The organism is Streptomyces sp. NPDC037273 (genome assembly GCF_055603625.1).
In genome coordinates, this window is record NZ_JBVJVO010000008.1 from 90,557 (window position 1) to 116,773 (window position 26,217).

The following is a 26,217-nucleotide window of genomic DNA, read 5'->3' on the forward strand; positions in this document are numbered from 1 at the left end:
GCCGACGACGGTCCGTGGGGGCGGACCGTCGCCGGCGTCGACGACAGGACGGGTGAAGGAGTGGACGGGCTATCTGGTCGGCTTCTTGCCGGTGATGCCCAGATGCACCAACAGGGCGAGGTTCGGCTTGAGTTCGGCCTGCTTCACACCCCAGGTCTGGAAGCCCTTCTGGTGGCCGGCGACCGAGGCCAGCATCGCCACCAGGGAGCCCGCCATGGCGGCGGGGTTGACGTCCTTGTCGACCTTGTTCTTGGCCTGGAGATCCTTCACCGCGTCCGTGAGGGAGTTGGTGACCGAGTTCAGGATCTTCATGCGGATCTTGTAGAACCGCTTGTCCCCCTCGGCCGCGCCGAGGTCCACGACCCGCAGGATCGCGTCGTGCTTGCGCCAGAAGTCCAGGAAGCCTTCGACGAGTTCCTCGGAGGTCTGCCAGCCGGCCTTGCCGACCCAGGAACGGCCGGAGACCAGCTCGGTCAACCCGGCGCCCTCCTTGGCCATTTCCTCCGCGATCTCGAGGACCGCTCCCTCGACGTCCGGGAAGTACTGATAGAACGTCGCGGGTGAAGTACCCGCCTTCCGGGCCACATCGATGACCTTGACGTCCCGGTAGGGCGAGGAGCTGAGCATCTCACCGAGGCAGTCGAGCAGCTTCTGCCGCGTCGCCTGGCCGCGTCGTCCGGCCACGCGGCCGTCGACGGTGCGTACTTGTCCTGTCATGCCGTCAGCTTACCGAGGGGCGATCGGCGCGCGATTCGGCCGAGTGCAAATGGGGTGCGGCCCCCTCCCGGCGGCGTTCTGCGAGGTCGGCGCGGGTGCGGGGGCCGGGGCGCAGGGGCGGGTTCAAGCCAGCTTGCGGGCTTTCTCGAGCGGTCCCGGGGAGCCGCGCACCCGAATAGGCTTATGAACAGCCTGTGGACAACTTCGGTGGACAACCCAGTCACCCCAAGGGCCCCGGGGCCGTAAAGGCCCGATAAATCGCCACTTAGGGACCCCCGCGGACCGCTCGGGCCGTGCGCGGCCGCCCCCACCGTCCTAGCGTGGAACCATGGCCGTACGCATTGAGGGCACCCCCTGCTGGGTGGACGCACAGCTCCCCGACCTGGAAGCGGGCAAGCGCTTCTACGGCGAGCTCTTCGGCTGGACCTTCGACGACGACCGCGACGAGGCCCTCCTCGACGGCCGCCGCGCCGCCGGACTCGTCCCCAAGCGGGACGGCCGCATGCCCACCACCTGGACCCTCTACCTCGCCACCGAGAACGCCGGCACCCTCGCCGCCCGCATCAAGTCCGCCGGCGGCCAGATGGTCATGGAGCCCTACCCCGTCGGACCCTTCGGCGTCCTCGCCCTCGCCGCCGACCCCGGCGGCGCCGTCTTCGGCCTCCGCCAGTCCGGCGACGACGACGGCTTCGCCGTCACCAACGAACCGGGCGCCTTCTGCTGGATGGAGGTGTACACCCGCCGCCCCGACGCCGTGGACACCTTCTACGCCACCGTCTTCGGCTACCTCGGCCGCCAGGCCGACGCCGCCGAGGAAGGCCGCGACGCCTCCTTCGACTACCGCATCTGGTCGCCCCCCGGCTCCCGCTCCGACGACACCGCCTTCGGCGGCCGCGCCGTCATCCCCGACGACTTCCCCGCCGAAATGCCCGGCCACGTCCTCGTCTACTTCGCCGTCCACGACTGCGACGAGGCCTGCGCCACCACCGAACGCCTCGGCGGCCGCATCGCCACCCCTCCCTTCGACACCCCCCACGGCCGCATCGCCGTCCTCCACGACAACCAAGGCGCCCGCTTCGCCGTCCTCGCCGAACCCGAATCCCCCCACGAGAACCCCTGACACCACCGGTCACCGCGCCACCGGTATGAGGTGTGACACCCCGAGCCGCCCCCGGGTTCGCAACCAGGGCTTCGGACAGGAAGAATCAGGGCGACGGGGCCGTACCCTCATGGCCCGTACGGGGAGGTGGCAGGCAAGTGGAACAGCTGACGCAGCACGACCCGAGACGTATCGGGCCCTTCGAGGTGCTGGGCCGGCTCGGCGCGGGCGGTATGGGCCTGGTCTATCTGGCGCGGTCGGCTTCGGGGCGGCGCGTGGCGATCAAGACGGTGCGCACCGAGCTCGCGGAGGACCAGCTGTTCCGGGTCCGGTTCACCCGGGAGGTGGAGGCGGCGCGGGCGGTCTCCGGCTTCTACACGGCGGCCGTGGTCGACGCCGATCCGCGCGCGGCGGTGCCGTGGCTGGCGACGGCCTATGTGCCGGCGCCCTCCCTCGAAGAGATAGTGAACGAGTGCGGGCCGCTGCCGGCCCAGGCGGTGCGCTGGCTGGCGGCCGGGGTCGCCGAGGCCCTGCAGTCGATCCACGGCGCGGGCCTGGTCCACCGTGACCTGAAGCCGTCGAACGTCCTCGTCGTCGAGGACGGCCCGCGGGTGATCGACTTCGGCATCGCGTCGGGGGTGTCCAACACGCGGCTGACGATGACCAACGTCGCCGTCGGAACCCCCGCCTACATGTCGCCGGAGCAGGCCCGCGACTCGCGCAGCGTCACCGGCGCGAGCGACGTGTTCTCGCTCGGTTCGATGCTGGTCTTCGCGGCCACCGGGCACGCGCCGTTCCACGGCGCCAATCCGGTGGAGACCGTGTTCATGCTGCTCCGTGAGGGTCCGGACCTGGCGGGCCTGCCGGACGAGCTGCGGCCGCTCATCGAGTCCTGTATGCAGATGGACGTCAGCCGGCGCCCCTCCCCGGCCGACCTCCAGGCGCAGCTGGCCCCGCATCTCTTCGGGCCGGGCAGCGACGACAGCGGTACGGCGTCGGCGTGGCTGCCGCACAGTGCGACCGCCATGATCGAGCGGCGCAGGGGCGGCGGCCGTACGCCGGTGCCGCCGGTGCCCGCCGATCCGCCGGAGGGCTTCTCCGACCCGCGCTTCCCGGACCGCGCGCCGGGCGGCCGGCGGCAGCCCGAGCCCGTCGGCGGCGGCCGGCACGCGGGCCCCGCCGAGAGCGCGGGCGGCCCGGTGCGTCTCGGCGGCGGGACGGTGCCGATCGGTCCGGGTCCCCGGGTCGCCGACACGCGTGCCGCGCTCGCGGTCGGCCGGAGCGCCGACGCGGGCCCCGCGACCGGCTGGATCCGTCCGCCCGGCGGCGGCCCGCACGGCGCCGAGCCGGGCCCGGCGCCCGGCTCGCGTCCGGTGAACGTCCCGGCGCAGGGCACCGACCAGACGGCCCCGCAGCCGCCGCCGGAGCCCGGGCACTGGCGGCCGTGGCGCTTCCGCATGTCGAACGACGTGTGGGGCACCCCGGTGGTCGCGGGCGACCTGCTGTACGTGACCTCCTTCGAGGTGCACGCCCTGGACACGGGGAGCGGCCGGCGCCAGTTCAAGACGCGGGACGTGGCCTGGTCGATGGCCGTCTCCTCGGGCCGTATCCACGCCTCGGACGGCCCCACGCTGTACGCGCTGGACGCCGGCGACGGCGGTGAGCGCTGGCGGCTGCACACGGACGCCTGGGTGTACTCGCTGCAGGTCGACCGGGGCACGGTCGTCACGGGTACGCGCGGTGGCGGCGTGCAGGGCTGGGAGGCCTCCAACGGCGCCAAGCTGTGGGAGATCACCGGCGCGCAGACGGACTTCGAGACCCCGGAGGCGGGGCCGGCCGTGCACGGCGACACGGTGTACGTGTGGCGGGACGCCCGGCTCCAGGCGCTGGACGCCCGGACGGGCGTGGAGCGCTGGTCGTACCCGATCGGCGACGCCGCCTCCTGCGCCAACGTGCCGGTCCGGGTCGCCCCGGCCGAGGACGGCTGTGTGTACGTGTCGGCCGGGACCCGGGTCCTGTCGATCGACATCGCGGCCGGGCACGTCCGCTGGCACTTCGAGGCGCCGGCCGTCTTCCTGTCGCCGCCCGCGTTCGCGCCGGGTCCGGCGGTCACCGGTGGCGGGGTGTACCTCTCCGACCACCTCGGCACGGTGTACGCGCTCGACGCGACCACCGGCCAGGACCGCTGGCGCATCGCGACCGAGCCGCGCCAGTCGGCCGAGCCGGTCCTCGTCGCCGACGGGAACGTCCACGTCGGCAGCGGCAGCGCGCTCTACACGCTGGACGCGGTCACCGGCACGCCCCGCTGGCGGTTCGCGGCGGGCGGCGAGCTCGTCGGCGCCCCGGTCGTCGCCGACGGCCGGATCCACTTCGGTTCCGCCGACCACGTCCTCTACACCCTGGACGCGACGGGCGGTCAGCTCCGCTGGAAGCTCGCCACCGGCGGCGAGATCACCGGCTCGCCGGTGGTCAGGGGCGGCGTCGTGTACGCCTGCAGCAAGGACCGCTGTGTGTACGCGCTCGACGCGGTCAAGGGCACGGCCACCGGCCGGGGGGCCGCCGCCCGCTAGACCGGGTGCCGGTCCGGAACCGGTGTGGATCAGGGAACCCGCTAGCCCTTGGGCGGCGGGTTCTCGCGTTCCGGGTCGGGCGTGGGTACGTCGAAGGTGCGGGTCGCCGCGTACGGCGTGGAGGCCTGCGGGGCCTCGGGGGCCTGCGGGGCCTGGGGCCGGACCGGCGGGCCGTCGAGCGTGGGGTGGGTGGGGCGGTAGGACGGGTCGGTGCCGTCCCGGTGGTCGAGCCGGTGGGCGCGGCTCTTGCGGCCGGACATGACGAGCGCGCCGAGGAGGAGCAGGACGCCGCCGCCGAAGGCGTTCGCGACGCCGTCGCCGAGGCCGCGGCCGTCGCCGGAGACGACGAGGCTGCCCTCGGCCTGGCCGACCCTGACCATCCAGAAGACCGTGAAGCCGAGGACGACGAGTCCGGCGAGGGCGACGAGCGGCCGGGAGCGCAGGATGACGCCGACGAGCGTGAGCAGGGCGGCGAAGGCGAAGGGCAGCAGGATCGAGCCGAGGACGTCGGACTTGGCGTCGGTGATGCCGGTGAAGAGCTCGTCGATCGCGTAGTCGCGACCGTGACGGCCGTCGTACCAGGCACGGAAGGGGCTCGAGACGGCGGCCGTCGCTCCGGCGAGAGCCAGGACCGAGCCGACGACGTTGCGGATCATCGATGCGGCCTCCTTGACGGTTCGGCTCTCGTTCCCGACGCTACGCCGGGTGCGGGGGGCCCGCCACGCGGCACCGGGGCATCCCCTAGGGTGGCGCGGACACGACAGACGGGACGGTTTTCGGGATGGTACGGACACGCCTGAAGCTCGCGGCGACGCTCACGGTGGTGGTGCTCGCGCTGACCGGTTTCCACACCGGCAAGGGCGGCGGCCACGGCAGCGGCGGCAAGAGCGGGAAGAGCGGCAAGAGCCGCAGCCACTCGGACTCCGACGACGACTCGGGCGGCGGCTGCTCGAGCGACGAGAAGAGCAACGACGACTACAGCGGCTCGGGCGGTGCCACCCCGGAGTACAGCTACGACCCGTCGCCGTCCGCGACTCCGACGTCGGACGCGGTCGTGGAGGTCGTCGACTGCGTGAAGCCCGCGCAGAAGAAGCGCAAGGGCAAGCCGGCCCGCAAGGCGGACACCACGGCCACGGTGAAGATCACCTCGGACGACTGGACGGAGAAGACCTTCCGCGTCGTCGTGTACTTCGAGGACGCGAACCGCAAGACGGTGGACCAGACCGAGACGACGGTGACGACCGGGCGCACGAAGACCTTCGAGGTGGCGATGGCGCACCCGGGGACCGTGGGCCGGGTGAAGAAGTGCTGGGCGAGCGTCCTGCGCGAGGTGCCGGGGGCGACCCCTACGGGCACCCCCGGCACCCCCACGGCTACCTCGTCCTGAACGCCGGTCCCCGCCGGGTGAACAGCTCCGCCTGCCGGTCCGCCGGCAGGTTGCCGAGGGCCACCAGGTGCGGGGCGTGCGCGAGGGCCGGGGTGCGGGAGGCCTCGGTGACGGACCAGAGGGCCCGGACCGTGCCCTGGACGGCCTCGGTGGGGTGCGTGGCGATGACGCCGGCGGCCCGCACGGCGGCTTCCAGGGCCTGGCCGGTGGGGGTGAGCTCGGAGACGAGACCGGTCTCGTACGCCCGGCGGGCCGAGGTCCGTTCCGCGCTGCCCATGAGGGCCATCCGGGCGATCTCCCCGTAGGGCATCCGCTGGGCCATGTGGATGGTCTCGAAGGCGCTGACCATCCCGTAGGTGGTGTGCGGGTCGAAGAAGCTCGCGTCCTCGCCGGCGACGACGAACTCCGCCTCGCCGATCAGATAGAACGCCCCGCCGCAGGCCATGCCCTCGACGGCCGCGATGACCGGCTTCCACAGGTCGTTCGCCTTGGGTCCGATCGCGAGGAGGGGGTCGTCGATCGTGTACGGGGACGAGGGCTGCGGCACGTTCCCGGCGGCCTCCCGGTCGATGCCGGTGCAGAAGGCCCGTCCGCCCGAGCCGGTGACGACGATCGCGCGGACCTCGTCCTCGTACCGGAACCCCCGCCAGATCGCGGCGAGTTCGCGGGCCATGTCGAGGGTGATCGCGTTGTGTTTCGCGGGCCGGTCGAGGGTGACGACGGCGACGCCGGTCTCCTTGTCGCGCTCGACCGTGACGTGGGAGGCCCCGGTGGTGCTCATCCGCGCTCCAGGAGCCAGCGCGGGACGGTGACGCCGTCGATCTCGGTGAAGGCGACCCGGACGGGGGCGCCGATGCGCAGCCGGGCCGGGTCGACCGAGTTCAGCGGGGCGTCGGGGTCGGCGACGACGTTGCCGACGAGGCGGATCAGGGGGGCTTCGGCGAGTTCGACGAGCACCGCGTTGTACGGGGCCACGGCGGCGTACTCGGGCAGCAGGGGCGGGTGGGGGAGCACGTACGACCAGATCCGGCCGCGCCCGGACATCAGGCGCCACTCGCTGTCGAAGGAGCGGCAGTGCGGGCAGCAGGGGCGGGGCGGGAAGCGGAGCTCGCCGCAGTCGGGGGCCGCGCAGGCCTGGACGCGGAGCTCGCCCCGGGCGGTGTACTCCCAGAAGGGGGCACCGTCCTCGTCGGCGACGGGTGTCAGCATGTCGGGATCAACTCCTCAGGCGCGAAGCAGGATGGCCGAAGTGGGGACGCCCTCGCCGGCCGTGACGAGGCAGGTGGCGGCGTCGGGGACCTGGGCGGTGGAGGTGCCGCGGAGCTGCTTCACGCCCTCGTTGATGAGGTTGAAGCCGTGGACGTACGCCTCGCTCAGTCCGCCGCCGCCGGTGTTGAGCGGCAGCCGGCCGCCGATCTCCAGCGCGCCGCCCTCGGTGAACGCGGCGCCCTCGCCGCGCCCGCAGAAGCCGTAGCCCTCCAGGGAGAGCGGGACGAGGGGGGTGAAGGCGTCGTAGATCTGGGCGACGTCGACGTCCTGGGGGCCGAAGTCGGCCTGCTTCCACAGGTGCCGGGCGGCGGTCCAGGCGGGGCCCGAGAGCGGGTCGTCGTTCCAGTAGTTGACCATGCCGTGGTGCTGGGCGGGCAGGCCCTGGGCGGCGGAGTGGACGTACACGGGCTTCTGCCGGCAGTCGCGGGCCCGCTCGGCGGAGACGATGACGCAGGCGAGGGCCCCGTCGGTCTCCAGGCAGTTGTCGAAGAGGCAGAGGGGTTCGCTGATCCAGCGGGCCGTCATGTACATCTCGCGGGTGAGCGGGCGCTCGTACATGATCGCGGCGGGGTTCTGGTTGGCGCGGTTGCGGCAGGCGAGGGCGACGTTGAACAGGTGGTCGCGGGTGGCGCCGTACTCGTGCATGTAGCGGCGGGCGAGCATGCCGATCTCGTCGGCGGGGCGGAGCAGGCCGTAGGGGCGGGTCCACTGGCCGGGGGTGGGCAGCTGGACGGCGGTGTTCTTCCAGGGGCGGGGGCCCGAGCCCCGTTTCCTGGACCGCCAGGCGACGCCGACGCTCGCCTGCCCGGTGGCGACGGCGGCGGCGAGGTGGCCGACGGTGGCGCAGGAGCCGCCGCCGCCGTAGCCGACCTTGGAGAAGAACGTGACGTCGCCGGCGCCGATGGCCTTGGCGACCTCGACCTCGTCGGTCTCCTCCATCGTGTAGGAGGCGAAGCCGTCGACCTCGGACGGGTCGATCCCGGCGTCGTCGAGGGCGGCGAGGATCGCCCGGCAGGCGAGGGCCTTCTCGGTCTCGGGCAGGTGTTTGGCGAAGGCGGTCTGACCGATTCCGACGATCGCCGTGGCGTCCTTGAGCACCGAACCTCCTCATGGGGCAGCACTGCTGACAGCGCGTCAGGCTACAACTAATCTGACGGATAGTCAGCTACAGGGAGGTTGGGTATGGACATGCGCGGCGACCTGGAGTGGGGCACGATCCCCGGTCTCGTACGGGCGGCGGCCGAACGGTACGGGGAACGCGAGGCCGTCGTCGACGGCCGCGCCCGCGTCAGCTACGCCGAACTCGGCGAACGCGTCGAACGGGCCGCCGCCGCCTGCCTCGCCACCGGCATACGGGCCGGCGACCGCGTCGCGATCTGGGCCCCCAACACCCTCGACTGGATCGTCTCCGCCCTCGGCGCCGTCACCGCCGGCGCCGTCCTCGTCCCCCTCAACACCCGCTTCAAGGGCACCGAGGCCGCCGACGTCCTCCAGCGCTCCCGCGCCCGCCTCCTCTTCGTCACCGGCACCTTCCTCGGCACCTCCTACGTCGCCTCGCTGCGCCGCTCAGGCGTCGAACTCCCGCACCTGGAGAAGGTCGTCGTCCTCGGCGACACCGCCCCCGACGAGGCCGACTGGACCACCTGGAAGGCCTTCCTCGCCGAAGGCGACCGCGTCCCCGCCGCCCGGGTCCGCGCCCGCGCCGACGCGATCGACCCCGACGCCCCCTCCGACATCGTCTACACCTCGGGCACCACCGGCCGCCCCAAGGGCGCCGTCATCAGCCACGCCCAGTCCCTGCGCTGCTACGCCGTCTGGTCCGACATCGCCGGCCTCCGCGAAGGCGACCGCTACCTCGTGGTCAACCCCTTCTTCCACACCTTCGGCTACAAGGCCGGCATCCTCGCCTGCCTCATGCGCGGCGCGGTGATCGTCCCCCAGTCCGTCTTCACCGTCGACACCGTCCTCGCCAACATCGCCGCCGAACGCGTCACCGTCCTCCCCGGCCCGCCCACCCTCCACCAGTCCCTCCTCGACCACCCGGCCCGGGGCGCCCACGACCTCTCCAGCCTCCGCCTGGTCGTCACCGGCGCCGCGGTGGTGCCGCTCAGACTCGTCGAGCGCCTCCGCACCGACCTCGGCGTCGGCACCGTCCTCACCGCGTACGGCCTCTCCGAGGCGAGCGGCATCGTCACCATGTGCCGGCGCGACGACGGCGACGAGACCATCGCCACCACCTCCGGCCGCCCCGTCCCCGGCACCGAGGTCCGCCTCTCCGGGAACGGCGAGGTGCTCGTCCGCGGCCACAACGTCATGAGCGGCTACTTCGAGGACGAGGAGGCGACGGCGGCGGCCGTCGACCCCGAAGGCTGGCTCCACACCGGCGACATCGGCGTCCTCGACGAGGCCGGCAACCTCCGCATCACCGACCGCCTGAAGGACATGTTCATCGTCGGCGGCTTCAACGCCTACCCCGCCGAGATCGAGCAACTCCTCGGCCTCCACCCCGACATCGCCGACGTCGCCGTCATCGGCATCCCCGACCCCCGCCTCGGCGAAGTCGGCAAGGCCTTCGCCGTCCGCCGCCCCGGCGCCCGCGTCACCGCCGACGACCTCATCGCCTGGTCGCGGCGCGAGATGGCCAACTACAAGGTCCCGAGGCAGGTCGAGTTCGTGACGGAGCTGCCCAGGAACGCGAGCGGCAAGGTGGTGAAGGGGGAGCTGCGGGCGCGGGCGGCGGGGTGAGGCGCGGGGGTACGGGGGACGGCTGCAACCAAGCATCCCCATGTACACGTCATACGTGCCGTCCTGCGGCGATCAGCAGCGCACCCCTCCTCCCCTCCTGGAGCAGCCCGTGTCCACGCCACAGCCACCCCAGCTCCCCCTCAGCCTCACCCCACAACAGGCCGCGCGGGGCGTCACGCTCACCCTCCAGCTCCCCACCGGCCCCGCCCACATCACCGTCCCGCCCTGCCGGAACGGCGACGTCATCCCCACCGTGATCGGCGGCAGCCCCGTCCTCCTCCGCATCACCGTCACCGGCGCCCCCCAGCAGAAGAAGTCCGGCCTCCTCGGCTGCCTCGTTCCGCTCCTCGTCATCGGCGCGCTCGTCGGCGGCTCGTACCTCTTCGGTGACAAGGACGAGTCACCCGGCTCCAGAGGCCCCGGCCCCGTCCCCACCTTCTCCTACTCGCCCCTCCCCAGCCTCGGCCTCGACCCCACGGCCACCGCGAGCCCCACCGAGGAACAGCCCGACCCCTTCGAGAAGGGCACCTGCCTCAACGGCTCCCTCCCCGACTCCACCACCGCCCAGAGCGTCGACGACGTCGAGGAAGTCCCCTGCTCCGCCTCCGACGCCCACTACAAGGTCATCCAGACCTTCCCCTTCACCTCCGACATGAACAACTGCAACTCCAACCCCAAAACCCAGTACGCCTTCTCCCACCGCTACACCATGAACGGCACCACCATCAGCGAATACGTCTACTGCCTCATCGGCCTCGGCTCGTACGCCCGCTGACCCCGGCACCACGCCCGCGCCCCCGCCGTGCGCTCGGCCGGCCGGGTGACGCCGGGCGTATCGCGCCCACCCGGCCCCGGACCTGCGGATACGCTCCGAGATCCGGGTCCGGGATCGCGCGAGGAGCACGCCATGAAAGCAGCGGCCTCCCTCGCCGCGGCCACGACCCTCGCCTCCGGCCTCCTCCTCAGCCCGCACGGCGCGCACGCCGCGGCCGTCGACCCCGCGCCCTGCGTCTCCGGCGAATCCGAGACCCGCGGCGACTCCAGCGTCGACGGCAAAGAGCTCCGCTGGGAGGACGACAGCAAGTACAACGACCCGCTGACCTGGGCCCACCGCGTCTGGTCGCTCGGCCTCGTGAAGATCGCCCCCGACGGCGCCGGCAACGTCAACGACCTCGAATGGCGCGACTACTCCAAAGCCGACGGCCACGGCGGCTACTGGCAGGGCAAACCGGGCGTCGACTACATCTACCTCAACTCCTACTACCTCGACGGCCGCTACAAGGACCGCGACTCCCGCCGCCACGTCGCCGTCCACGAACTCGGCCACGCCCTCGGGCTCTGCCACAAGCCCGACACCTGGGCCTCCGTGATGTGGACGAAAGTCCCCGACAACCCGCCGACCGAGCCCACGGCCCGCGACGAGGCGAACTACCGGAAGCTGTGGAAACAACCATGAAGCCGATGCGCACCGCCGGCCTCGCCCTCGCCGCCGCCCTCGTCCTCGGCGCCACCGGCTGGGCCGCCACCGAGGCCCTCACCACCGAGCGGACCCCCGTCCACGCCCTCTGCCTCCCCGACCTCTCCCACGACGAGTACGTCCCCGCCGCCATGAGCCACCTCGCCTACGCCACCGTCGAGGAGACCGTCGGCTACGACCCCGACACCGACGGCGGCCCCGGCGGCATCCAACGCGTCCACCTCCGCGTCCTCCGCGCCCTCAAGGGCCAGGTCCCCGCCACCCTCACCCTCGCCCAGGGCGTCGGCCGCGACCCCCACGGCCGCTACACCAGCCACGACCCCCTCTACCCCGTCCTCCACCCCGGCCTCACCTACATCGTCGGCTACACCCCCGACCCCACCTACGGCGACGGCTACACCCGCTACGCCAAACAAGAACCCGACTCCGCCCTCGCCCGCTGGGCCTCCCACGTCACCCACGCCGCCGTCCCCCCACCCGCCCCCGGGTGCGCCGAAGGCGCCTGACCGCACACGAAGGGGGCCGGGCATCCGCCCGGCCCCCTTCGCGGTGGTCCGATCTCCTCGCGCGAGCCCTGCCCCGACGAATCCCCCCTGGTTCCGTCGTGCGTCCCCCGAGCCCGCGCGCTCCCCCGTCGACCGGACCTTCCCGGCCGGCCCCGGCAGCTCCCCCGATGGCGCCGCCGCGGCCGTTCTCCCCGTCGGGAATGGTCTAGTTGATGGGCTCCGACGTGATGTGCAGGTTGTCGGTGGAGGCGCCGTCGCCGAGGACCTTGTCGGCGATCGCGTCGGCCGGCTCGGAGGTGATGTGCAGGTTCTTCGTGCCGATCTGGCCGGTCTCGGTGCCGGTGATGTGCAGGTTGTCCGGCTCGTTGACCGGCTTGGTGGCGTCGATGTCGCCCATGGCGTTCCCCTCCTGATGGGTGCTGCGGGTTGCTGGTGGGTGGAGCCCGTCCGGCTGTTCCCCCGTGGACGGTCGGACGGGCTCCTCGGGGTCGTTCACCCTAGTGCGTACGGGTGAGGACCTCACCGGCGACCCGTCTGCCCCCCGACGCGACGGATCGTTGAGGGCAACTCTGCCGGGGGGCGATAAACGAATGATGAACGCCGCTCGGGGCCCCGCGGCTCAGGCGGTGGCCAGGGGGCCCAGGAGTGCTCTGACCTCGGTTGCTTCCGGCGCCGACAACTCCTCGTAGATGTCGAGGGCTTCCCGCCAGCAGACCTGGGCGCGTCCGGACTGGCCGATGCCGTGCAGGGCCCGGCCGAGGACGGTGAGGACGTTGCCGCGCCGCCAGTCGCCGCCGATGCCCCGCAGGACGGTGAGGGCCTTCTCCGCGCCGGCGGCGGCCTCGCCGTACCGCAGGGCGGCGATGTCGACCTCGGCGATGCGGAACAGCGTCATGCCCTCCCACAGCCGCTGGCGGCTGTCCACGAACACGCTGAGCGCGCCGCGCAGTTGCTCCCCGGCGGCGGCCAGCTCGCCGCTCTCGGTGAGGGCGAGCCCCAGGGCGTACCGCCCGTTGGCCCCCTTCAGGGCGTGACCCATCTCGTCGTACATGTCCGCGCCCTGCTGGGCCATGCGGACGGCGTCCGCCCTGCGGCCCGCCGCCAGGTGGATACGGGACAGGTTGCACAGCGCGGCGGCCTCGCCCGCCCGGTCCTCGGCGGCCCGGAAACCGGCGATGGCCAGGGTGAGATGGTCGGCCGCGTCCTCGTAACGGGCCTGGTAGTGGGCGATGGCGCCCCTCGCGTTCAGGGCCCAGCAGATCGGAAGCGGGTCCTCCACGGACCGTGCCATGCCGATCACCACGTCGGCTTCCTTGTCCGCCTGCTCGAACCGGCCCTGGTAGTGGTGGACGTACGCCAGCGTGTTGGCCGCCCGGCCCTCCGCCCGTACGTCGCCCGTCTTGTGCGCGGCCTCGCGCAGGACGGTGGCGACGGCCTCGTACTCCTTGGAGTTGGCGCCGGATTCGGCGAGGTCGAGGGAGGCCCAGAGGAGGTCGACGCCGCGGCGGAGGGTGGTGGGGGAGGAGGCGGATTGGCGGACGGTGGCGAGGAGGGAGTTGGCTTCGGCGTAGAGCCAGTCCTGGGCGGCGTGGCGTTCGGTGAAGGTGAGGCCGTCGTGGGTGGTGGGTTCGAGGTGGTCGACGAGGCGGTCGCCGGGGCGCTCGATGGCGTACACGCGGGCGGTGGTGGAGAGGTAGAAGTCGAGGAGGCGGGAGAGGGCGGCCTCCTTCTCGGACGGGGGCTGTTCGTCGCGGTCGGCGCACGCACGCGCGTAGAGGCGGACGAGGTCGTGGTAGCGGTAGCGGCCGGGCGCGGCCGATTCGAGGAGCGAGGTGTCGACGAGCGCTTCGAGGAGGTCCTCGGTGTCCCAGACGGGCAGGTCGAGGACGGCCGCGGCGGCGGCGAGGGAGATGTCGGGCCCGTCGGCGAGGCCGAGCAGCCGGAAGGCGCGGGCCTGGGCCGGTTCGAGCTGGCCGTAGCCGAGTTCGAAGGTGGCCTTGACGGCGAGGTCGCCCGCCTGGAGTTCGTCGAGGCGCCGCCGCTCGTCGGCGAGTTTGGCGGCGAGGACGGACACGGTCCAGGTGCGGCGGGCCGCCAGGCGTGACGCGGCGATGCGGATCGCGAGCGGCAGGAAGCCGCAGGCGGCGACGACGTCGAGGGCCGCCTCGCGCTCCGACTGGACCCGCTCCTCGCCGACGATCCTGGTGAACAGCTGGAGCGCCTCCTCGGGGGACATCACGTCGAGGTCGACGAGGTGCGCGCCGGCCAGGTCGACCATGCGGATGCGACTGGTGACGAGGGCCGCGCAGCCCGCTGTGCCGGGCAGGAGGGGGCGGATCTGGGCGGCGTCCCGGGCGTTGTCGAGGAGGACGAGGACCCGGCGGCCGTCGAGCGTCGAGCGGTAGAGCGCGGCGCGGTCGTCGAGCGAGTCGGGGATGGCCGAGTCGGCGGTGCCGAGGGCGCGGAGGAAGGAGCCGAGGACCGTCTCGGGGGCGGCGGCGCGGTTCCCGGCGCCTTGGAGGTCGACGTACAGCTGGCCGTCGGGGAAGTGCGGGCGGGCCTCGTGGGCGACGTGCACGGCGAGCGTGGTCTTGCCGACGCCGCCGATGCCCGCGAGCGCCGAGACCGCCATGACGTGGCCCTCGGCGGTGGCGAGCCGGGCGCCGAGTTCCCGTACGAAGGAGGCGCGGCCGGTGAAGTCGGGGACGGTGGCCGGGAGCTGGGCGGGCCGGGCGACGGGGGCCGCGGCCGGGGCGGGCTCCTCGACGGGGCGGGCCAGCTCGGCGTCGGCCTGGAGGATGCGCTGCTGGAGCCGGGAGAGCTCGGGGGTGGGGTCGACGCCGAGTTCGTCGGCGAGGAGCCGGCGGGTGTCCGCGTAGACCGCGAGGGCTTCCGCCTGCCGGCCGCTGCGGTACAGGGCGAGCATCAGCAGTTCGCGCAGGCGCTCCCGCAGCGGGTGCGCGGCGGTGAGCGCGGTCAGCTCGGAGACGGCTTCGGCGTGCGCGCCGATCTCCAGGTCGATGTCCAGGCGGGTTTCGAGGAGCGTCAGCCGCCATTCCTCGAGGCGGGTCCGCTGTGTCTCGGCGTACGGCCCCGGCACGGAGGCCAGTACCTCGCCGTCCCACAGGTCCAGCGCCTCGGCGAGCCGCTCCCGCGCGCCCGCCCGGTCCCCGCCGGCCCGCAGTTTCTCCGCCTCGGCGGCGAGCTCCTGTGCGACGGTGACGTCGAGCGCGTCGGCGGAGGTCCGCAGTGCGTACCCGCCCGACTCGCTGACCAGGACCTTCGGGTCGAGGGCCTTCCGCAGTCGCGAGGCGTACGTGCGTACCGCCGCGAGGGCCTGCGAGGGGGGCTCCTCGCCCCACAGCGCGTCGATCAGCTCGTGCGCGGTCGCCGTCCGGCCGCCGCGCAGCAGCAGCGCCGCGAGCAGTGCCCGCTGCTGTGGCGAGCCGGTCGGCACCGCCTCCCCGTCCCGCCAGGCCCGCACGGGCCCGAGCACCCCGAACCGAAGCGACCCGGCGGCGGCGCCGGAGCCGGAGGGGCCGGACGCGCCGGAGACCTCCGTGCCAGGCACGTCCTGCGGTCCGGTGCCCGGCACGTCCTGCGGCCCGGCGTTCTGCGGTTCCGTGACGGCGTCCGTGCTCGGTTCCGTGACGGCGTCCGTGCTCGCGAAGGTGCCCGGGCGGGTGTCGTCACCCGCCGGGGTCGCCGCGTCCGTCCTCGGAGCCCGCTGTTCCGGAACTCGCGGCCCGTTCTCACGGTCCATCGCTCCCCCTGCCCCTACCGCTGGTATCGCCCAGGACAGTCTGCCTTGTACGGAGGGGGTCCGTCAGCATCGGGTCAGCCGTTGCGGGGCCGTAACCCGGGCCGTTCTGGGCCGCACTAGCTGACGGGTCGTCAGATCAGCGCTACCGTGAAAGCCATGGAGACCTTCCCGAAGATCATCTCGGTGGACGACCACACCGTGGAGCCCCCGCACGTCTGGCGGGACCGGCTCCCGTCGCGGTACCACGGCACCGGGCCCCGGATCGTCCGCGCGCCGCTGAAGGAAATGACGTTCCTCGGCGGGAAGTTCGCCCCGGTGATGGGGGCGAAGGGCGACGACGGGCCGATCGGCGACTGGTGGGTGTACGAGGACCTGCACCGGCCCCTCACCCGGCTCGACACCGCCGTCGGCTACGACCGCGACGAGATACGGCTCGAAGTCATCACGTACGAGCAGATGCGGCCCGGATCGTTCTCGGTGTCCGACCGGCTGGCCGACATGGACGTCAACCACGTCCAGTCCGCACTCTGCTTCCCGACCTTCCCGCGCTTCTGCGGGCAGACCTTCACCGAGGCGAGCGACCGCGAGCTCGGCCTCCTCTGCGTCCGCGCGTACAACGACTGGATGGTCGAGGAGTGGTGCGGGCCCGAGGCGCACGGGCGGCTGATCCCGCTCACGCTGATCCCGCTCTGGGACCCGGAGCTCGCCGCCGCCGAGGTCCGCAGGAACGCGGCGCGCGGGGTGCGGGCGGTGGCCTTCTCGGAGATCCCGCCGCACCTCGGGCTCCCCTCGGTGCACACCGACCACTGGGACCCCTTCTTCCGGGCGTGCGACGAGACCGGCACGGTCATCGCGATGCACATCGGCTCGTCGAGCCGGATGCCGTCCACCTCGGCGGACGCCCCGCCGGCGGTCGGCTCCACCATCACCTTCGCCAACTGCTGCTTCTCGATGGTCGACTGGCTGATGAGCGGCAAGTTCGAGCGCTTCCCGAACCTGAGGATCATGTACGCGGAGGGCCAGATCGGCTGGATCCCGTACATCCTGGAGCGCGCGAACGTCGTCTGGGAGGAGAACAGGGCCTGGGGCGGCGTCGCCGACAAGGTCACCCGCCCGCCGTCCGAGCTCTTCGCCGAGCACGTCTTCGGCTGCTTCTTCGACGACGCCTTCGGCCTGAGGAACCTCGACTCCATCGGCGCCGCCAACGTCCTCTACGAGACCGACTACCCCCACTCCGACTCCACCTGGCCCAAGTCCAAGGAAGTCGGCGAGGCCCAGATGAGCCACCTCGCCCCCGACGTCGTCGACCGCATCGTCCGCGGCAACGCCATCGACCTCCTGAGCCTGAGCCCGGAGGGCCTGTGGCGGCCGTGACGCAGGGCGTCGCGTAACGGCCCCCGCCGGCCGCGCCCGGTAGGGCCGGGGGTCCTTACGGCCCCACCGGCCCGACCGGCCCTCTCGGCCCTACCGGACGTCGTGGACGCTGTGCTCGCTCAGGTCGGCCGCGTGCCGTGCGAGGGTGCGGTAGTCGCCGTCGTCGTGGAGGACGGTCAGTCCGTGGTGGGCGGCGGTGGCCGCGATGATCAGGTCGACCGCCGAGGCGCTCCGGTGCTCCCCGGCTTTCGCCATGCGGTGCTGTACGGAGGAGATCCAGCGTCCCGCGTTCTTGGGTACCGCCACGTCGGGGTAGAGGTCGGTGAACATCTCGGCGATCTCGTCGTACTCGCGACCGTCCCGCGCGCTGTAGAGGAACTCGGCGCGCTGCGGGTAGCAGGAGGCGATGGCCTCGGCGTCGATGGCGTCGTACCAGGCCGACTGGAGCTCGGGGTCGGCGAGGAGCCGGACGAGTCCGGAGGTGTCGAGAAGGTAGATCACCGACCTTCCTTCTCGGCCTGGTGGCGCTTCGCGGCGTCCTCGACCGCTCCCCACTGGCGGGCGCGCTCGAAGTGGCGGCCGATGCGTGCGGCGCGTTCCTGCCGGTCCGCGTAGAACCGGAGGGCCAGGTTGACGGCCTCCTTCTTGGTCCTGGCCTTGGACAGGGCCATGGCGCGTTGCAGCGCGTCATCGTCTATGTCGATCTGGGTCACGGCCATGCCGTGCCTCCTCGCCCGCGATGTTGGTTATGTACAAAGAATCGTATGGCATCCACAAGGCTTTCGCGACTCTTGCCTGATGGCGCATGGGTGGCGACTATGGGCCCCTTCGATATCTGACGGATCGTCAGTCCAGGGGGTTTCTCATGGTGGTCTACGGAATGCAGCTGCCGGTCCAGTCGCAGTCCGCCCTCTACGCCGAACCCTGGGAGGCGGACGCCGGGCCCGCCGATCTGCTCGCGATCGCGCGGGCCGGGGACGCTCACGGCTTCGACTACCTCGCGAGCTGTGATCACGTCGCCATCCCGCGGCGGCTGGCGGCGGGGATGAGCACCGTCTGGTACGACCCGGTGGCCACGCTTTCCTTCCTCGCGGCCGCGACCGAGCGGGTGCGGCTGCTGTCGCACGTGGCGGTCGTGGGGCTGAGGCATCCGCTGGTCACGGCGAAGGCGTACGCGACGCTCGACCACCTCTCCGGGGGGCGGCTGATCCTCGGGGTGGGGGCCGGGCACGTGCAGGAGGAGTTCGAGGTGCTGGGGGTGGACTTCGCGCGCAGGGGGGCGGTGCTCGACGAGACCGTGGACGCGCTGCGGGCGGCGCTGGGGCCGGAGGAGTTTCCCGAGCACCTGGGGGAGCGGTTCGCCTTCAAGGACCTCGGCCAGCTGCCCCGGCCCGCGCAGGAGCGGGTGCCGTTGTGGGTCGGCGGCTCGTCGCCGGCGGCGGTGCGCAGGGCCGCGCTGAAGGGGGACGGCTGGCTGCCGCAGGGCGACCCGCGGGACAGGCTCGCCGCGCAGATCCGGAAGCTGCTGCGGCTGCGCGCCGAGGCCGGGATCGCGGAGCCGGTCACGGTCGGCGCCATCACCGAGGCCCTGTACGTCGGCACGCCCGGCTGGGAGGTCGGCCGCCGGACGCTCAGCGGCGGCCCCGAGGAGCTCGCCGAGTCGCTGCGGGCGTACGGGGAGATGGGCGTGCACCAGATCCAGGTGCGGTTCCGGTCGCGGAGCCGTGCCGAACTCATCGATCAGATGGCGGCCTTCGGCACGGAGGTCGCCCCCCACCTCCAATGAAGAGGGGTACGGACATGGGCAAGCTCGACGGGCGGGTCGTCCTCGTCACCGGCGCGGCGCGCGGGCAGGGTGAGCAGGAGGCGCGGCTCTTCGCGGCCGAGGGGGCGAAGGTGGTCCTCGCGGACGTCCTCGACGGCGCGGGGGAGGCGCTCGCGAAGGAGCTGGGGGAGGAGCGGGCGGCGTACGTCCATCTGGACGTGACGAGCGAGGAGGAGTGGGCGGCGGCGGTGGCCGCGGCGAAGGAGCGGTTCGGGAAGGTCGACGGGCTCGTCAACAACGCCGGGATCCTCCGCTTCAACGAGCTGCTCTCCACGCCCCTGGAGGAGTTCCAGGCGATCGTCTCGGTCAACCAGACCGGCTGCTTCCTCGGCATCCGCGCGGTCGCGCCCGAGATCGCGGCGGCCGGCGGCGGCACGATCGTCAACACCGCCTCGTACACCGGTGTCACCGGCATGGCGGGGGTCGGGGCGTACGCGGCGAGCAAGCACGCGGTTCTCGGCCTCACCCGGGTCGCGGCCCTCGAACTCGCCGCGAAGGGGATCCGGGTGAATGCGGTCTGCCCCGGCGCCATCGACACCCCGATGAGCAACCCTGAGGGCGTCGACCCGGCGGCCACGGCCGAGCTGTACCGCAAGCTCGTGCCGCTCGGGCGGATCGGGCGCCCGGAGGAGGTGGCGGCCCTGGCGCTCTTCCTGACCGGCGCGGAGTCGGCGTACATCACCGGCCAGCCGTTCGTGATCGACGGCGGGTGGCTGGCGGGCGTGAGCCTCTTCTGACGCCACGTCAGGTATTGACGCACCTGTCGCTCGGTGCGACAGTCGGGCACATCACGAATCTGACGACTCGTCAGAAACTCACGAGGACGGTGAACCCCCTTGGAATTCGGGATCTTCGTACAGGGATACGTCGGCAAGCGCGCCGAGACCGATCCCGAAGCCGAGCACAAGGCCCTCATGGAGGAGACCGAGTACGTCATCCAGGCGGACAAGTCCGGGTTCAAGTACGCCTGGGCCTCCGAGCACCACTTCCTGGACGAGTACTCGCACATCTCGGCCAACGACGTCTACCTCGGCTACCTCGCCCACGCCACCGAACGCATCCACCTCGGCTCGGGCATCTTCAACCCCCTCGCCCCCGTCAACCACCCGGTGAAGGTGGCCGAGAAGGTCGCCATGCTCGACCACCTCTCCGGCGGACGCTTCGAGTTCGGCTCCGGGCGCGGCGCCGGCTCCCACGAGATCCTCGGGTTCATGCCGGGCATCACCGACATGAACCACACGAAGGAGATCTGGGAGGAGACGATCGCCGAGTTCCCCAAGATGTGGCTCCAGGAGGAGTACGTCGGCTTCCAGGGCAAGCACTGGTCGCTGCCGCCCCGCAAGGTCCTCCCCAAGCCGTACGGCAAGTCCCACCCCGCCATGTGGTACGCGGCCGGGTCCCCCTCCTCGTACGCCATGGCCGGCAAGAAGGGCCTCGGCGTCCTCGGCTTCAGCGTGCAGAAGGTCTCCGACATGGAGTGGGTCCTCGAGTCCTACAAGTCGGCGATCAAGGAGGCCAAGGCGGTCGGCGACTTCGTCAACGACAACGTCATGGTGACCTCGACGGCGATCTGCGCCGAGACCCACGAGAAGGCCGTCGAGATCGCCGTCGGCGGCGGGCTCAACTACCTCCAGTCGCTGCTCTTCCGCTACCACGACACCTTCCCGCGGCCCGAGGGCATCCCCGAGTGGCCCGAGCTGCTCCCCGAGTACTCGGCCGAGATCATCGAACTCCTCATCCAGGAGGAGCTGATGATCTGCGGCGACCCGTCCGAGGTCCTCGCGCAGTGCAAGCGCTGGGAGCAGGCCGGCGCCGACCAGCTCTCCTTCGGCATCCCGATCGGCGTCTCGTACGAGGACACGATGAACTCGATCAAGCTGATCGGCGAGCACGTGATCCCCAAGATCGACACGGACCCGGTCCACCGCACCACCCGCTTCCGCCAGGGCGCGGGCCAGTAGGCGGAGCCGGAGCCCCGCACACCGGGGACCCCACCGTGGGCGGCGTCTTCCCGGACCGCCGCCCGCACGCCCCGACCGCGGCGGCCCGCGGCCGGGGCTGGGGCCTGTCCGGACCTGCCCGGAACCGGGGCCGGCCCGGCCCCGCAAGCGCCCCCCCCCGCACCCGCAAGCGCCCCCCGCACCCGCCCCCGCACGTTCGCAAGAAGGGACCGTCATGCTCGACCACCTGATCACCGGTGCCACCGTCGTGGACGGCACCGGCGCACCCGCCTTCGTCGCCGACGTCGGGATACGGGACGGGCGGATCGCCGTCGTCGCCGAACCCGGGGCTGTCCGGGAGGAGGCCCGGAGCAGCGAGGACGCGACGGGGCTCGTCCTGACGCCGGGGTTCGTCGACCCGCACACCCACTACGACGCCCAGCTGTTCTGGGACCCGTACGCCACCCCGTCCATGAACCACGGCGTCACCACCGTCGCCGGCGGCAACTGCGGCTTCACCCTCGCCCCGCTGCACCCGGACCGGCCCGAGGACGCCGACTACACGCGGCGGATGATGTCGAAGGTCGAGGGGATGGCGCTCAAGGCCCTCGAAGAGGGCGTCGAGTGGAGCTGGTCGTCGTTCGCGGAGTACCTCGACGCCCTCGAAGGACGGATCGCCGTCAACGCCGGCTTCATGGTGGGGCACTGCGCGCTGCGCCGGTACGTGATGGGCGAGGACGCGGTGGGCGGGCAGCCGACACCGGAGCAGCTGGAGCGGATGGTGGCCCTGCTCAAGGAGGCCATGGCGGCGGGCGCCTGGGGCCTGTCCACCACGCAGTCCGCCACGCACTCGGACGGCGACGGCGCCCCCGTCGCCTCCCGGCACGCCGCCCCCGCCGAGCTGATCGCGCTGTCGAAGGCCGTCGGCGAGCACGAGGGCACGCAGCTGGAGGCGATCCTCGCGGGCTGCCTCGACCAGTTCTCGGACGACGAGATCGAGCTGTTCGTGGAGATGACGGCGGCCGCCGGACGGCCGCTGAACTGGAACGTGCTCACCATCGACGCGGCCGTCCCCGAGCGGGTGCCGCGCCAGCTGACCGCCTCCGAGCGGGCCCGGAAGTCCGGGGGCCGGATCGTGGCCCTCACGATGCCGATCCTCACGCCGATGAACATGTCCCTCGGCACGTTCTGCGCGCTCAACCTCATCCCCGGCTGGGGCGAGATCCTCGGCCTCCCCGTGCCCGAACGGATCGCGAGGCTCCGCGACCCCGAGGTCAGGGCCGAGATGCTGCGGCGCGCCGACTCCAGGGAGGCGGGCGTCTTCCGGCGGCTCGCCCACTTCGGGCGGTACGTCATCGGCGACACGTACAGCAGGGAGAACGAGGGGCTCACCGGCCGGGTCGTCGGCGACATCGCCGCCGAGCGCGGCCAGGACGCCTTCCAGGCGCTCGTCGAGATCTGCGCCAACGACGACCTCAGGACCGTCCTGTGGCCGATGCCCAGCGACAACGACCCGGCGTCCTGGGCGCTGCGCCGGGAGACCTGGGAGCACGAGGACGTCATGCTCGGCGGCTCGGACGCCGGCGCCCACCTGGACCGGATGTGCGGAGCGCCGTACACCACCCGCTTCCTCGGGGACTGTCTGCGCGGCCGGAAGCTGGTGCCGCTGGAGCGGGCGGTGAAGATGCTCAGCGACGATCCGGCGCGGCTGTTCGGGCTGCGGGAGCGGGGCCGTATAGCGGAGGGCTTCCACGCCGACCTCGTCCTCTTCGACCCGGAGCGGATCGACGCGGGCCCGGCGACGCTCGTGCACGACCTGCCGGGGGACAGCCCCCGGCTCGACTCGCGGGCGGTCGGCATCGTGTCGGTGCGGGTCAACGGCGTGGAGACGGTACGGGACGACGAGGTGACCGGCGCGGTCCCGGGCAGGGTGCTGCGCTCCGGCCGCGACACGAGGACGGTGAGCACGCGGTGACGACCGGGAACGCGAGGCCCCAGAGCGTGAGGACCGAGGGCGGGAGGACCGAGGGCGTGAGGACCGACAGCGTGAGGACGAGGGCGGGAGGACCGAGGGCGTGAGGACCGAGAAGCTCTTCATCGGCGGCGAGTGGGTCGAGCCCGCCGGCGGGCACTACGAGGTGATCGACCCGGCGAGCGAGGAGGTCGTCGGGCTCGCGCCCGAGGCCTCCCGGGCCCAGGTGTACGAGGCGGCCGCCGCCGCCCGCGAGGCCTTCGCGACCTGGTCCCGCACGAAGCCGGAGGAGCGGGCCGCGATCCTCGACCGGGCCGCCGACCTGATGGCCAGGGACGCCGAGGCGAACACGCTCCTCGCGCGGGCCGAGACCGGCGCCACCACCGGCACCGCGCGCGGCATGCAGGTCGCCGTCGGCTCCTCCCGCTTCCGGCGGTACGCGCGCGGGGCCATGGAACCGGTCGAGCAGGCGCTGCCGCCGCAGATCAACGAGGCCGGGCCGATGGGGAAGGCCGGCGTGTTCGGCGCGGTGGCGGTACGGCGCCCGGTCGGCGTCGTCACCTGCATCACCTCGTACAACAACCCCTGGGCCAACCCGGCCGGCAAGATCGCCCCCGCGCTCGCCATGGGCAACACGGTCCTCGTGAAGCCGGCCCCGCAGGACCCGCTCTCCGTGTACGCGATGACCCGCGCCCTGGAGGAGGCCGGCGTCCCGGCCGGGGTCGTGAACGTCGTCACCGGCTCCGACCGGGCGGTCGGCGAGGCGGCCGTCGACTCCCCGGACGTCGACATGGTCTCCTTCACCGGCTCCACGGCCGTCGGACAGGCGATCGGCGAGGTCTGCGGCCGCTCGCTCAAGCGGCAGCTGATGGAGCTGGGCGGCAAGGGCGCCGCGCTCGTCTTCGACGACGCCGACCTGGACGCGGCGGTGATGGGCATCGGGACGACCTTCGCCTTCTACAGCGGACAGATCTGCACGGCCCCGACGCGGGTGCTCGCGCAGCGCGGGATCCACGACCGGCTGATCGAGAAGCTCACCGGCTACCTGGCCTTCATGAAGGTCGGCGACCCGGCCGCGCAGGGCACGGTCGTCGGCCCGGTGATCTCCGCCGCGCACCGCGACCGGGTGGAGTCGTACATCGAGCTGGGCAGGAAGGAGGGCGCCCGGGTCGTCGCCGGCGGTGAGCGCCCGGACTTCGCCAAGGGCTTCTACGTGGCCCCGACGCTGCTCGCCGACTGCACCAACGAGATGCGGGTGGTGCGCGAGGAGATCTTCGGGCCGGTCGTCGTGGTCGTCCCCTTCGACGACGAGGAGGAGGGGATCGCGCTCGCCAACGACAGCGACTACGGGCTGATCGACTACGTCTGGTCCGGCGACGTCGCCCGCGCCTTCCGCGTCGCCGCCCGGCTGCGGGCCGGCGGGGTGGGCGTGAACACCATCGGACGGAACATGGAGGCGCCGTTCGGCGGGTTCAAGAAGAGCGGTGTCGGACGGGACGTCGGCTCGTACGCGCTCCACGCGTACAGCGAGCTGCAGGCGGTCGTCTGGCCGGGGTGAGACACGTCTCGAAAATTCCTCGGGAAAATTTCAAACCGGACATTTGGGACTCTGCTGCGGTTCCCGCATATCGGACACTCGGCGACGGACCTACCAGTTGGTCGGTCCGTTGCGGTGGTCGATCTTTCAATCATCGGTCGATGTCCACTTCGACCCGCTCATTGCAAGGCGATGATCGATCAAGTGAGCGGAGGGCGATCCTCCGGATGTGGAAACCGCAGCATTTAACGTCCTGTTCATGACTCAGGTGGAAGCCCGGCCCCAGGCCGGAGACACGGTAAGGGGCGCCGACACCCCCGACGGCACCCCCGGTGTGCGCACCAAGGGCCTCGGCGGAAACTCCGTCGGCCTCCTCGGCAGTGCCGTCATCGGCATCTCGACCGTCGCGCCCGTCTACTGCCTGACCTCGACCCTCGGCTCCACCGCCGGCGAGGTCGGTCTGCAGATGCCCGCCATCTTCCTCGCGGGCTTCCTCCCGATGCTCCTCGTCGCCTTCGCGTACCGGGAGCTCAACAAGGTCATGCCCGACTGCGGCACCTCGTTCACCTGGACCGTCAAGGCCTTCGGGCCCAGGATCGGCTGGATGTGCGGCTGGGGCCTGGTCATCGCGACGATCATCGTGCTGTCCAACCTGGCCGGCGTCGCGACCTCGTACTTCTGGCTCCTCGCGGGCGAGATCACCGGCAGCGACTCCATCGCCGCCCTGGACGACAACAAGGCCGTCCACATCGTCACCTGCCTCGCGCTCATCGCCGTCGCCACCGCGATCAGCTACCGCGGCATGACCGCCACCAAGGGCCTGCAGTACACCCTCGTCGGCCTCCAGCTCGTCGTCCTCGCGCTCTTCGTGGTGATGGCCCTGTCGAAGGCCGGCGACTTCGAGACCTCGGTCTCCTTCTCCTGGTCCTGGATGAACCCCTTCGCGGTGCAGTCCTTCGCGGCCTTCACCGCCGGACTCTCGCTCTCGATCTTCATGTACTGGGGCTGGGACGCCTGCATGGCCTCCAACGAGGAGACCACCGGCAGCGCCAAGACCCCCGGCCGCGCCGCGCTCATCGCCATGGTCGTCCTGGTCGGCTCGTACCTCGCCACCGGCATCGCCGCCCAGATGGCCGTCGGCTCCGGCGACCAGGGCCTCGGCCTCGCCAACCCGAAGACCTCCGACAACGTCTTCGCCGCCCTCGCCGGCCCCGTCATGGGCCCCGCGCTCGGCATCCTGCTCTTCGTCGCCGTCCTCGCCTCCGCCGCCGCCAGCCTCCAGACGACCTTCATCCCGGTCGCCCGCACGGTCCTCGCGATGTCCACCTACGAGGCGCTGCCGAAGTCCTTCACCAAGGTCCACCCGGTCTTCAAGACCCCCGGCAAGGCCACCGTCGTCGCCGGCGTCGCCACCGGCGTCTTCTACACCGTGATGACCCTGGTCAGCGAGCACGTCCTGGTCGACACCATCTACGCCCTCGGCCTCATGATCTGCTTCTACTACGCCCTCACGGCCTTCGCCTGCGTCTGGTACTTCCGCGCCGAGCTCTTCCGCTCCGCCCGCGACTTCGCCTTCAAGGGCCTCCTCCCCGCCCTCGGCGGCCTCATGCTCACCGCCGTCTTCGCCAAGACCCTCTACGACATGTGGGACCCCGCCTACGGCTCCGGCTCCGCCGTCCTCGGCGTCGGCTCCGTCTTCGTCATCGGCGTCGGCCTCCTCCTCCTCGGCGTCGTCATCATGCTCCTCATGCAGCGCAAAAGCCCCTCCTTCTTCCGCGGCGAAATCCTCACCAAGGAAACCCCCTCCCTCGTCGTCCCCGACTGACCCCCTCCCCGACGCCCTCCCTGGGCGTCCTGCGAACGCGAAGGGGCGGGCCCGTGGGGGGTCCCGTCCCTTCGCTGTTTCACGAATCGCAAATGAAGAAGCATGAATGCTCTCATTTGATCTTTTCTCTGCTTTTCATTCGACCTGCCTGTGATGTCGGCTAGGTTCGCCGGTGTCAACGCTCGGCAGGGGAGGGCGAGGGGGTGGGCGG

Annotated in this window: 23 protein-coding genes; 14 read left to right on the forward strand and 9 right to left on the reverse strand. The window is 72.0% G+C overall.

The annotated features are described in order from the left end of the window. Nucleotides 1-69: 69 nt before the first annotated feature. On the reverse strand, nt 70-717 hold the full coding sequence (locus ACZ7G1_RS22090) for a TetR family transcriptional regulator (RefSeq protein WP_470874056.1): 648 nt from the start codon (nt 715-717) through the stop codon (nt 70-72). A gap of 328 nt (nt 718-1,045) precedes the next feature. Here ACZ7G1_RS22090 and kbpA point away from each other — a divergent pair, with 328 nt between their 5' ends. Beyond that, nucleotides 1,046-1,837: an AfsK-binding protein KbpA gene (kbpA, locus tag ACZ7G1_RS22095; protein ID WP_470874057.1), complete on the forward strand. Its 792-nt coding sequence runs from the start codon at nt 1,046-1,048 to the stop codon at nt 1,835-1,837. 137 nt (nt 1,838-1,974) lie between these two features. Then, on the forward strand, nt 1,975-4,386 hold the full coding sequence (afsK, locus tag ACZ7G1_RS22100) for a protein serine/threonine kinase AfsK (RefSeq protein ID WP_470874058.1): 2,412 nt from the start codon (nt 1,975-1,977) through the stop codon (nt 4,384-4,386). A 41-nt stretch (nt 4,387-4,427) separates the two neighbouring features. On the opposite strand, the gene ACZ7G1_RS22105 is transcribed toward afsK, so the two are convergent. After that, the gene (locus tag ACZ7G1_RS22105; protein ID WP_470874059.1) at nt 4,428-5,042 is read right to left on the reverse strand and encodes a hypothetical protein; all 615 of its coding nucleotides are present in this window, start codon (nt 5,040-5,042) and stop codon (nt 4,428-4,430) included. A 125-nt stretch (nt 5,043-5,167) separates the two neighbouring features. On the opposite strand from ACZ7G1_RS22105, the gene ACZ7G1_RS22110 reads away from it, so the two are divergent. Beyond that, nucleotides 5,168-5,773: a hypothetical protein gene (locus ACZ7G1_RS22110; RefSeq protein ID WP_470874060.1), complete on the forward strand. Its 606-nt coding sequence runs from the start codon at nt 5,168-5,170 to the stop codon at nt 5,771-5,773. Here ACZ7G1_RS22110 and ACZ7G1_RS22115 read toward each other — a convergent pair. The 3 genes from ACZ7G1_RS22115 to ACZ7G1_RS22125 are packed head-to-tail and all read right to left on the reverse strand — an operon-like array spanning nt 5,760 to nt 8,140. Then, on the reverse strand, nt 5,760-6,554 hold the full coding sequence (locus tag ACZ7G1_RS22115; protein ID WP_470874061.1) for an enoyl-CoA hydratase/isomerase family protein: 795 nt from the start codon (nt 6,552-6,554) through the stop codon (nt 5,760-5,762). The genes ACZ7G1_RS22110 and ACZ7G1_RS22115 overlap by 14 nt on opposite strands. After that, nucleotides 6,551-6,982: a Zn-ribbon domain-containing OB-fold protein gene (locus ACZ7G1_RS22120; protein ID WP_470874062.1), complete on the reverse strand. Its 432-nt coding sequence runs from the start codon at nt 6,980-6,982 to the stop codon at nt 6,551-6,553. Before ACZ7G1_RS22120 ends, ACZ7G1_RS22115 begins: the two co-directional genes overlap by 4 nt. A 15-nt stretch (nt 6,983-6,997) precedes the next feature. Beyond that, the gene (locus ACZ7G1_RS22125; RefSeq protein WP_017241033.1) at nt 6,998-8,140 is read right to left on the reverse strand and encodes a lipid-transfer protein; all 1,143 of its coding nucleotides are present in this window, start codon (nt 8,138-8,140) and stop codon (nt 6,998-7,000) included. Nucleotides 8,141-8,230: 90 nt separating this feature from the next. Here ACZ7G1_RS22125 and ACZ7G1_RS22130 point away from each other — a divergent pair, with 90 nt between their 5' ends. The 4 genes from ACZ7G1_RS22130 to ACZ7G1_RS22145 all read left to right on the forward strand — a co-directional run bounded on the left by ACZ7G1_RS22130 (nt 8,231) and on the right by ACZ7G1_RS22145 (nt 11,770). Beyond that, the gene (locus ACZ7G1_RS22130) at nt 8,231-9,787 is read left to right on the forward strand and encodes a FadD3 family acyl-CoA ligase (RefSeq protein ID WP_470874394.1); all 1,557 of its coding nucleotides are present in this window, start codon (nt 8,231-8,233) and stop codon (nt 9,785-9,787) included. 109 nt (nt 9,788-9,896) lie between these two features. Next, complete coding sequence (locus tag ACZ7G1_RS22135) at nt 9,897-10,562, forward strand: LppU/SCO3897 family protein (protein WP_470874063.1); 666 nt, start codon at nt 9,897-9,899, stop codon at nt 10,560-10,562. A 132-nt stretch (nt 10,563-10,694) separates the two neighbouring features. Beyond that, nucleotides 10,695-11,243, forward strand: coding sequence for a matrixin family metalloprotease (locus ACZ7G1_RS22140; protein ID WP_470874064.1), 549 nt, complete (start codon nt 10,695-10,697; stop codon nt 11,241-11,243). Continuing rightward, the gene (locus ACZ7G1_RS22145) at nt 11,240-11,770 is read left to right on the forward strand and encodes a hypothetical protein (RefSeq protein ID WP_470874065.1); all 531 of its coding nucleotides are present in this window, start codon (nt 11,240-11,242) and stop codon (nt 11,768-11,770) included. The genes ACZ7G1_RS22140 and ACZ7G1_RS22145 overlap by 4 nt, the downstream gene beginning before the upstream one ends. 205 nt (nt 11,771-11,975) lie before the next feature. Here ACZ7G1_RS22145 and ACZ7G1_RS22150 read toward each other — a convergent pair whose 3' ends face one another. Beyond that, nucleotides 11,976-12,167 carry a hypothetical protein gene (locus tag ACZ7G1_RS22150; protein WP_470874066.1) on the reverse strand — a complete coding sequence of 64 codons (192 nt, stop codon included), beginning with the start codon at nt 12,165-12,167 and terminating at the stop codon, nt 11,976-11,978. A gap of 222 nt (nt 12,168-12,389) precedes the next feature. Next, nucleotides 12,390-15,533: an SARP-family global regulator AfsR gene (gene afsR, locus ACZ7G1_RS22155; protein ID WP_470874067.1), complete on the reverse strand. Its 3,144-nt coding sequence runs from the start codon at nt 15,531-15,533 to the stop codon at nt 12,390-12,392. 156 nt (nt 15,534-15,689) lie between these two features. On the opposite strand from afsR, the gene ACZ7G1_RS22160 reads away from it, so the two are divergent. Continuing rightward, on the forward strand, nt 15,690-16,907 hold the full coding sequence (locus tag ACZ7G1_RS22160; RefSeq protein ID WP_470874068.1) for an amidohydrolase family protein: 1,218 nt from the start codon (nt 15,690-15,692) through the stop codon (nt 16,905-16,907). Between the two features lie 90 nt (nt 16,908-16,997). On the opposite strand, the gene ACZ7G1_RS22165 is transcribed toward ACZ7G1_RS22160, so the two are convergent. Together ACZ7G1_RS22165 and ACZ7G1_RS22170 are read right to left on the reverse strand one after the other, a co-directional pair. After that, on the reverse strand, nt 16,998-17,408 hold the full coding sequence (locus tag ACZ7G1_RS22165; protein ID WP_470874069.1) for a PIN domain-containing protein: 411 nt from the start codon (nt 17,406-17,408) through the stop codon (nt 16,998-17,000). Beyond that, nucleotides 17,405-17,626, reverse strand: coding sequence for a type II toxin-antitoxin system VapB family antitoxin (locus ACZ7G1_RS22170; RefSeq protein WP_470874070.1), 222 nt, complete (start codon nt 17,624-17,626; stop codon nt 17,405-17,407). The genes ACZ7G1_RS22165 and ACZ7G1_RS22170 overlap by 4 nt, the downstream gene beginning before the upstream one ends. Nucleotides 17,627-17,772: 146 nt before the next feature. Here ACZ7G1_RS22170 and ACZ7G1_RS22175 point away from each other — a divergent pair, with 146 nt between their 5' ends. The 6 genes from ACZ7G1_RS22175 (at nt 17,773) to ACZ7G1_RS22200 (ending at nt 26,006) form a co-directional block, all read left to right on the forward strand. Next, nucleotides 17,773-18,693 carry a TIGR03619 family F420-dependent LLM class oxidoreductase gene (locus ACZ7G1_RS22175; protein WP_470874071.1) on the forward strand — a complete coding sequence of 307 codons (921 nt, stop codon included), beginning with the start codon at nt 17,773-17,775 and terminating at the stop codon, nt 18,691-18,693. A 14-nt stretch (nt 18,694-18,707) separates the two neighbouring features. Continuing rightward, entirely contained in the window at nt 18,708-19,469 is a 762-nt protein-coding gene (locus tag ACZ7G1_RS22180; protein WP_470874072.1) for an SDR family NAD(P)-dependent oxidoreductase, read from the forward strand. Between the two features lie 99 nt (nt 19,470-19,568). Beyond that, the gene (locus ACZ7G1_RS22185; protein ID WP_470874073.1) at nt 19,569-20,693 is read left to right on the forward strand and encodes an LLM class flavin-dependent oxidoreductase; all 1,125 of its coding nucleotides are present in this window, start codon (nt 19,569-19,571) and stop codon (nt 20,691-20,693) included. A 214-nt stretch (nt 20,694-20,907) separates the two neighbouring features. Next, nucleotides 20,908-22,647, forward strand: coding sequence for an N-acyl-D-amino-acid deacylase family protein (locus ACZ7G1_RS22190; protein ID WP_470874074.1), 1,740 nt, complete (start codon nt 20,908-20,910; stop codon nt 22,645-22,647). 100 nt (nt 22,648-22,747) lie between these two features. Beyond that, on the forward strand, nt 22,748-24,202 hold the full coding sequence (locus ACZ7G1_RS22195) for an aldehyde dehydrogenase family protein (RefSeq protein WP_470874075.1): 1,455 nt from the start codon (nt 22,748-22,750) through the stop codon (nt 24,200-24,202). Nucleotides 24,203-24,440: 238 nt separating this feature from the next. Beyond that, nucleotides 24,441-26,006, forward strand: coding sequence for an APC family permease (locus ACZ7G1_RS22200; RefSeq protein ID WP_470874076.1), 1,566 nt, complete (start codon nt 24,441-24,443; stop codon nt 26,004-26,006). Nucleotides 26,007-26,217: the final 211 nt, after the last annotated feature.

Excerpts from the sequence above, each read along its gene's own strand:
- ACZ7G1_RS22090 (WP_470874056.1), bottom strand. The coding sequence starts at position 717 with ATGACAGGACAAGTACGCACCGTCGACGGCCGCGTGGCCGGACGACGC.
- kbpA (WP_470874057.1), top strand. The coding sequence starts at position 1,046 with ATGGCCGTACGCATTGAGGGCACCCCCTGCTGGGTGGACGCACAGCTC.
- ACZ7G1_RS22105 (WP_470874059.1), bottom strand. The coding sequence starts at position 5,042 with ATGATCCGCAACGTCGTCGGCTCGGTCCTGGCTCTCGCCGGAGCGACG.
- ACZ7G1_RS22110 (WP_470874060.1), top strand. The coding sequence starts at position 5,168 with ATGGTACGGACACGCCTGAAGCTCGCGGCGACGCTCACGGTGGTGGTG.
- ACZ7G1_RS22115 (WP_470874061.1), bottom strand. The coding sequence starts at position 6,554 with ATGAGCACCACCGGGGCCTCCCACGTCACGGTCGAGCGCGACAAGGAG.
- ACZ7G1_RS22120 (WP_470874062.1), bottom strand. The coding sequence starts at position 6,982 with ATGCTGACACCCGTCGCCGACGAGGACGGTGCCCCCTTCTGGGAGTAC.
- ACZ7G1_RS22130 (WP_470874394.1), top strand. The coding sequence starts at position 8,231 with ATGCGCGGCGACCTGGAGTGGGGCACGATCCCCGGTCTCGTACGGGCG.
- ACZ7G1_RS22140 (WP_470874064.1), top strand. The coding sequence starts at position 10,695 with ATGAAAGCAGCGGCCTCCCTCGCCGCGGCCACGACCCTCGCCTCCGGC.
- ACZ7G1_RS22145 (WP_470874065.1), top strand. The coding sequence starts at position 11,240 with ATGAAGCCGATGCGCACCGCCGGCCTCGCCCTCGCCGCCGCCCTCGTC.
- ACZ7G1_RS22150 (WP_470874066.1), bottom strand. The coding sequence starts at position 12,167 with ATGGGCGACATCGACGCCACCAAGCCGGTCAACGAGCCGGACAACCTG.
- afsR (WP_470874067.1), bottom strand. The coding sequence starts at position 15,533 with ATGGACCGTGAGAACGGGCCGCGAGTTCCGGAACAGCGGGCTCCGAGG.
- ACZ7G1_RS22160 (WP_470874068.1), top strand. The coding sequence starts at position 15,690 with ATGGAGACCTTCCCGAAGATCATCTCGGTGGACGACCACACCGTGGAG.
- ACZ7G1_RS22170 (WP_470874070.1), bottom strand. The coding sequence starts at position 17,626 with ATGGCCGTGACCCAGATCGACATAGACGATGACGCGCTGCAACGCGCC.
- ACZ7G1_RS22175 (WP_470874071.1), top strand. The coding sequence starts at position 17,773 with ATGGTGGTCTACGGAATGCAGCTGCCGGTCCAGTCGCAGTCCGCCCTC.
- ACZ7G1_RS22180 (WP_470874072.1), top strand. The coding sequence starts at position 18,708 with ATGGGCAAGCTCGACGGGCGGGTCGTCCTCGTCACCGGCGCGGCGCGC.
- ACZ7G1_RS22190 (WP_470874074.1), top strand. The coding sequence starts at position 20,908 with ATGCTCGACCACCTGATCACCGGTGCCACCGTCGTGGACGGCACCGGC.
- ACZ7G1_RS22200 (WP_470874076.1), top strand. The coding sequence starts at position 24,441 with ATGACTCAGGTGGAAGCCCGGCCCCAGGCCGGAGACACGGTAAGGGGC.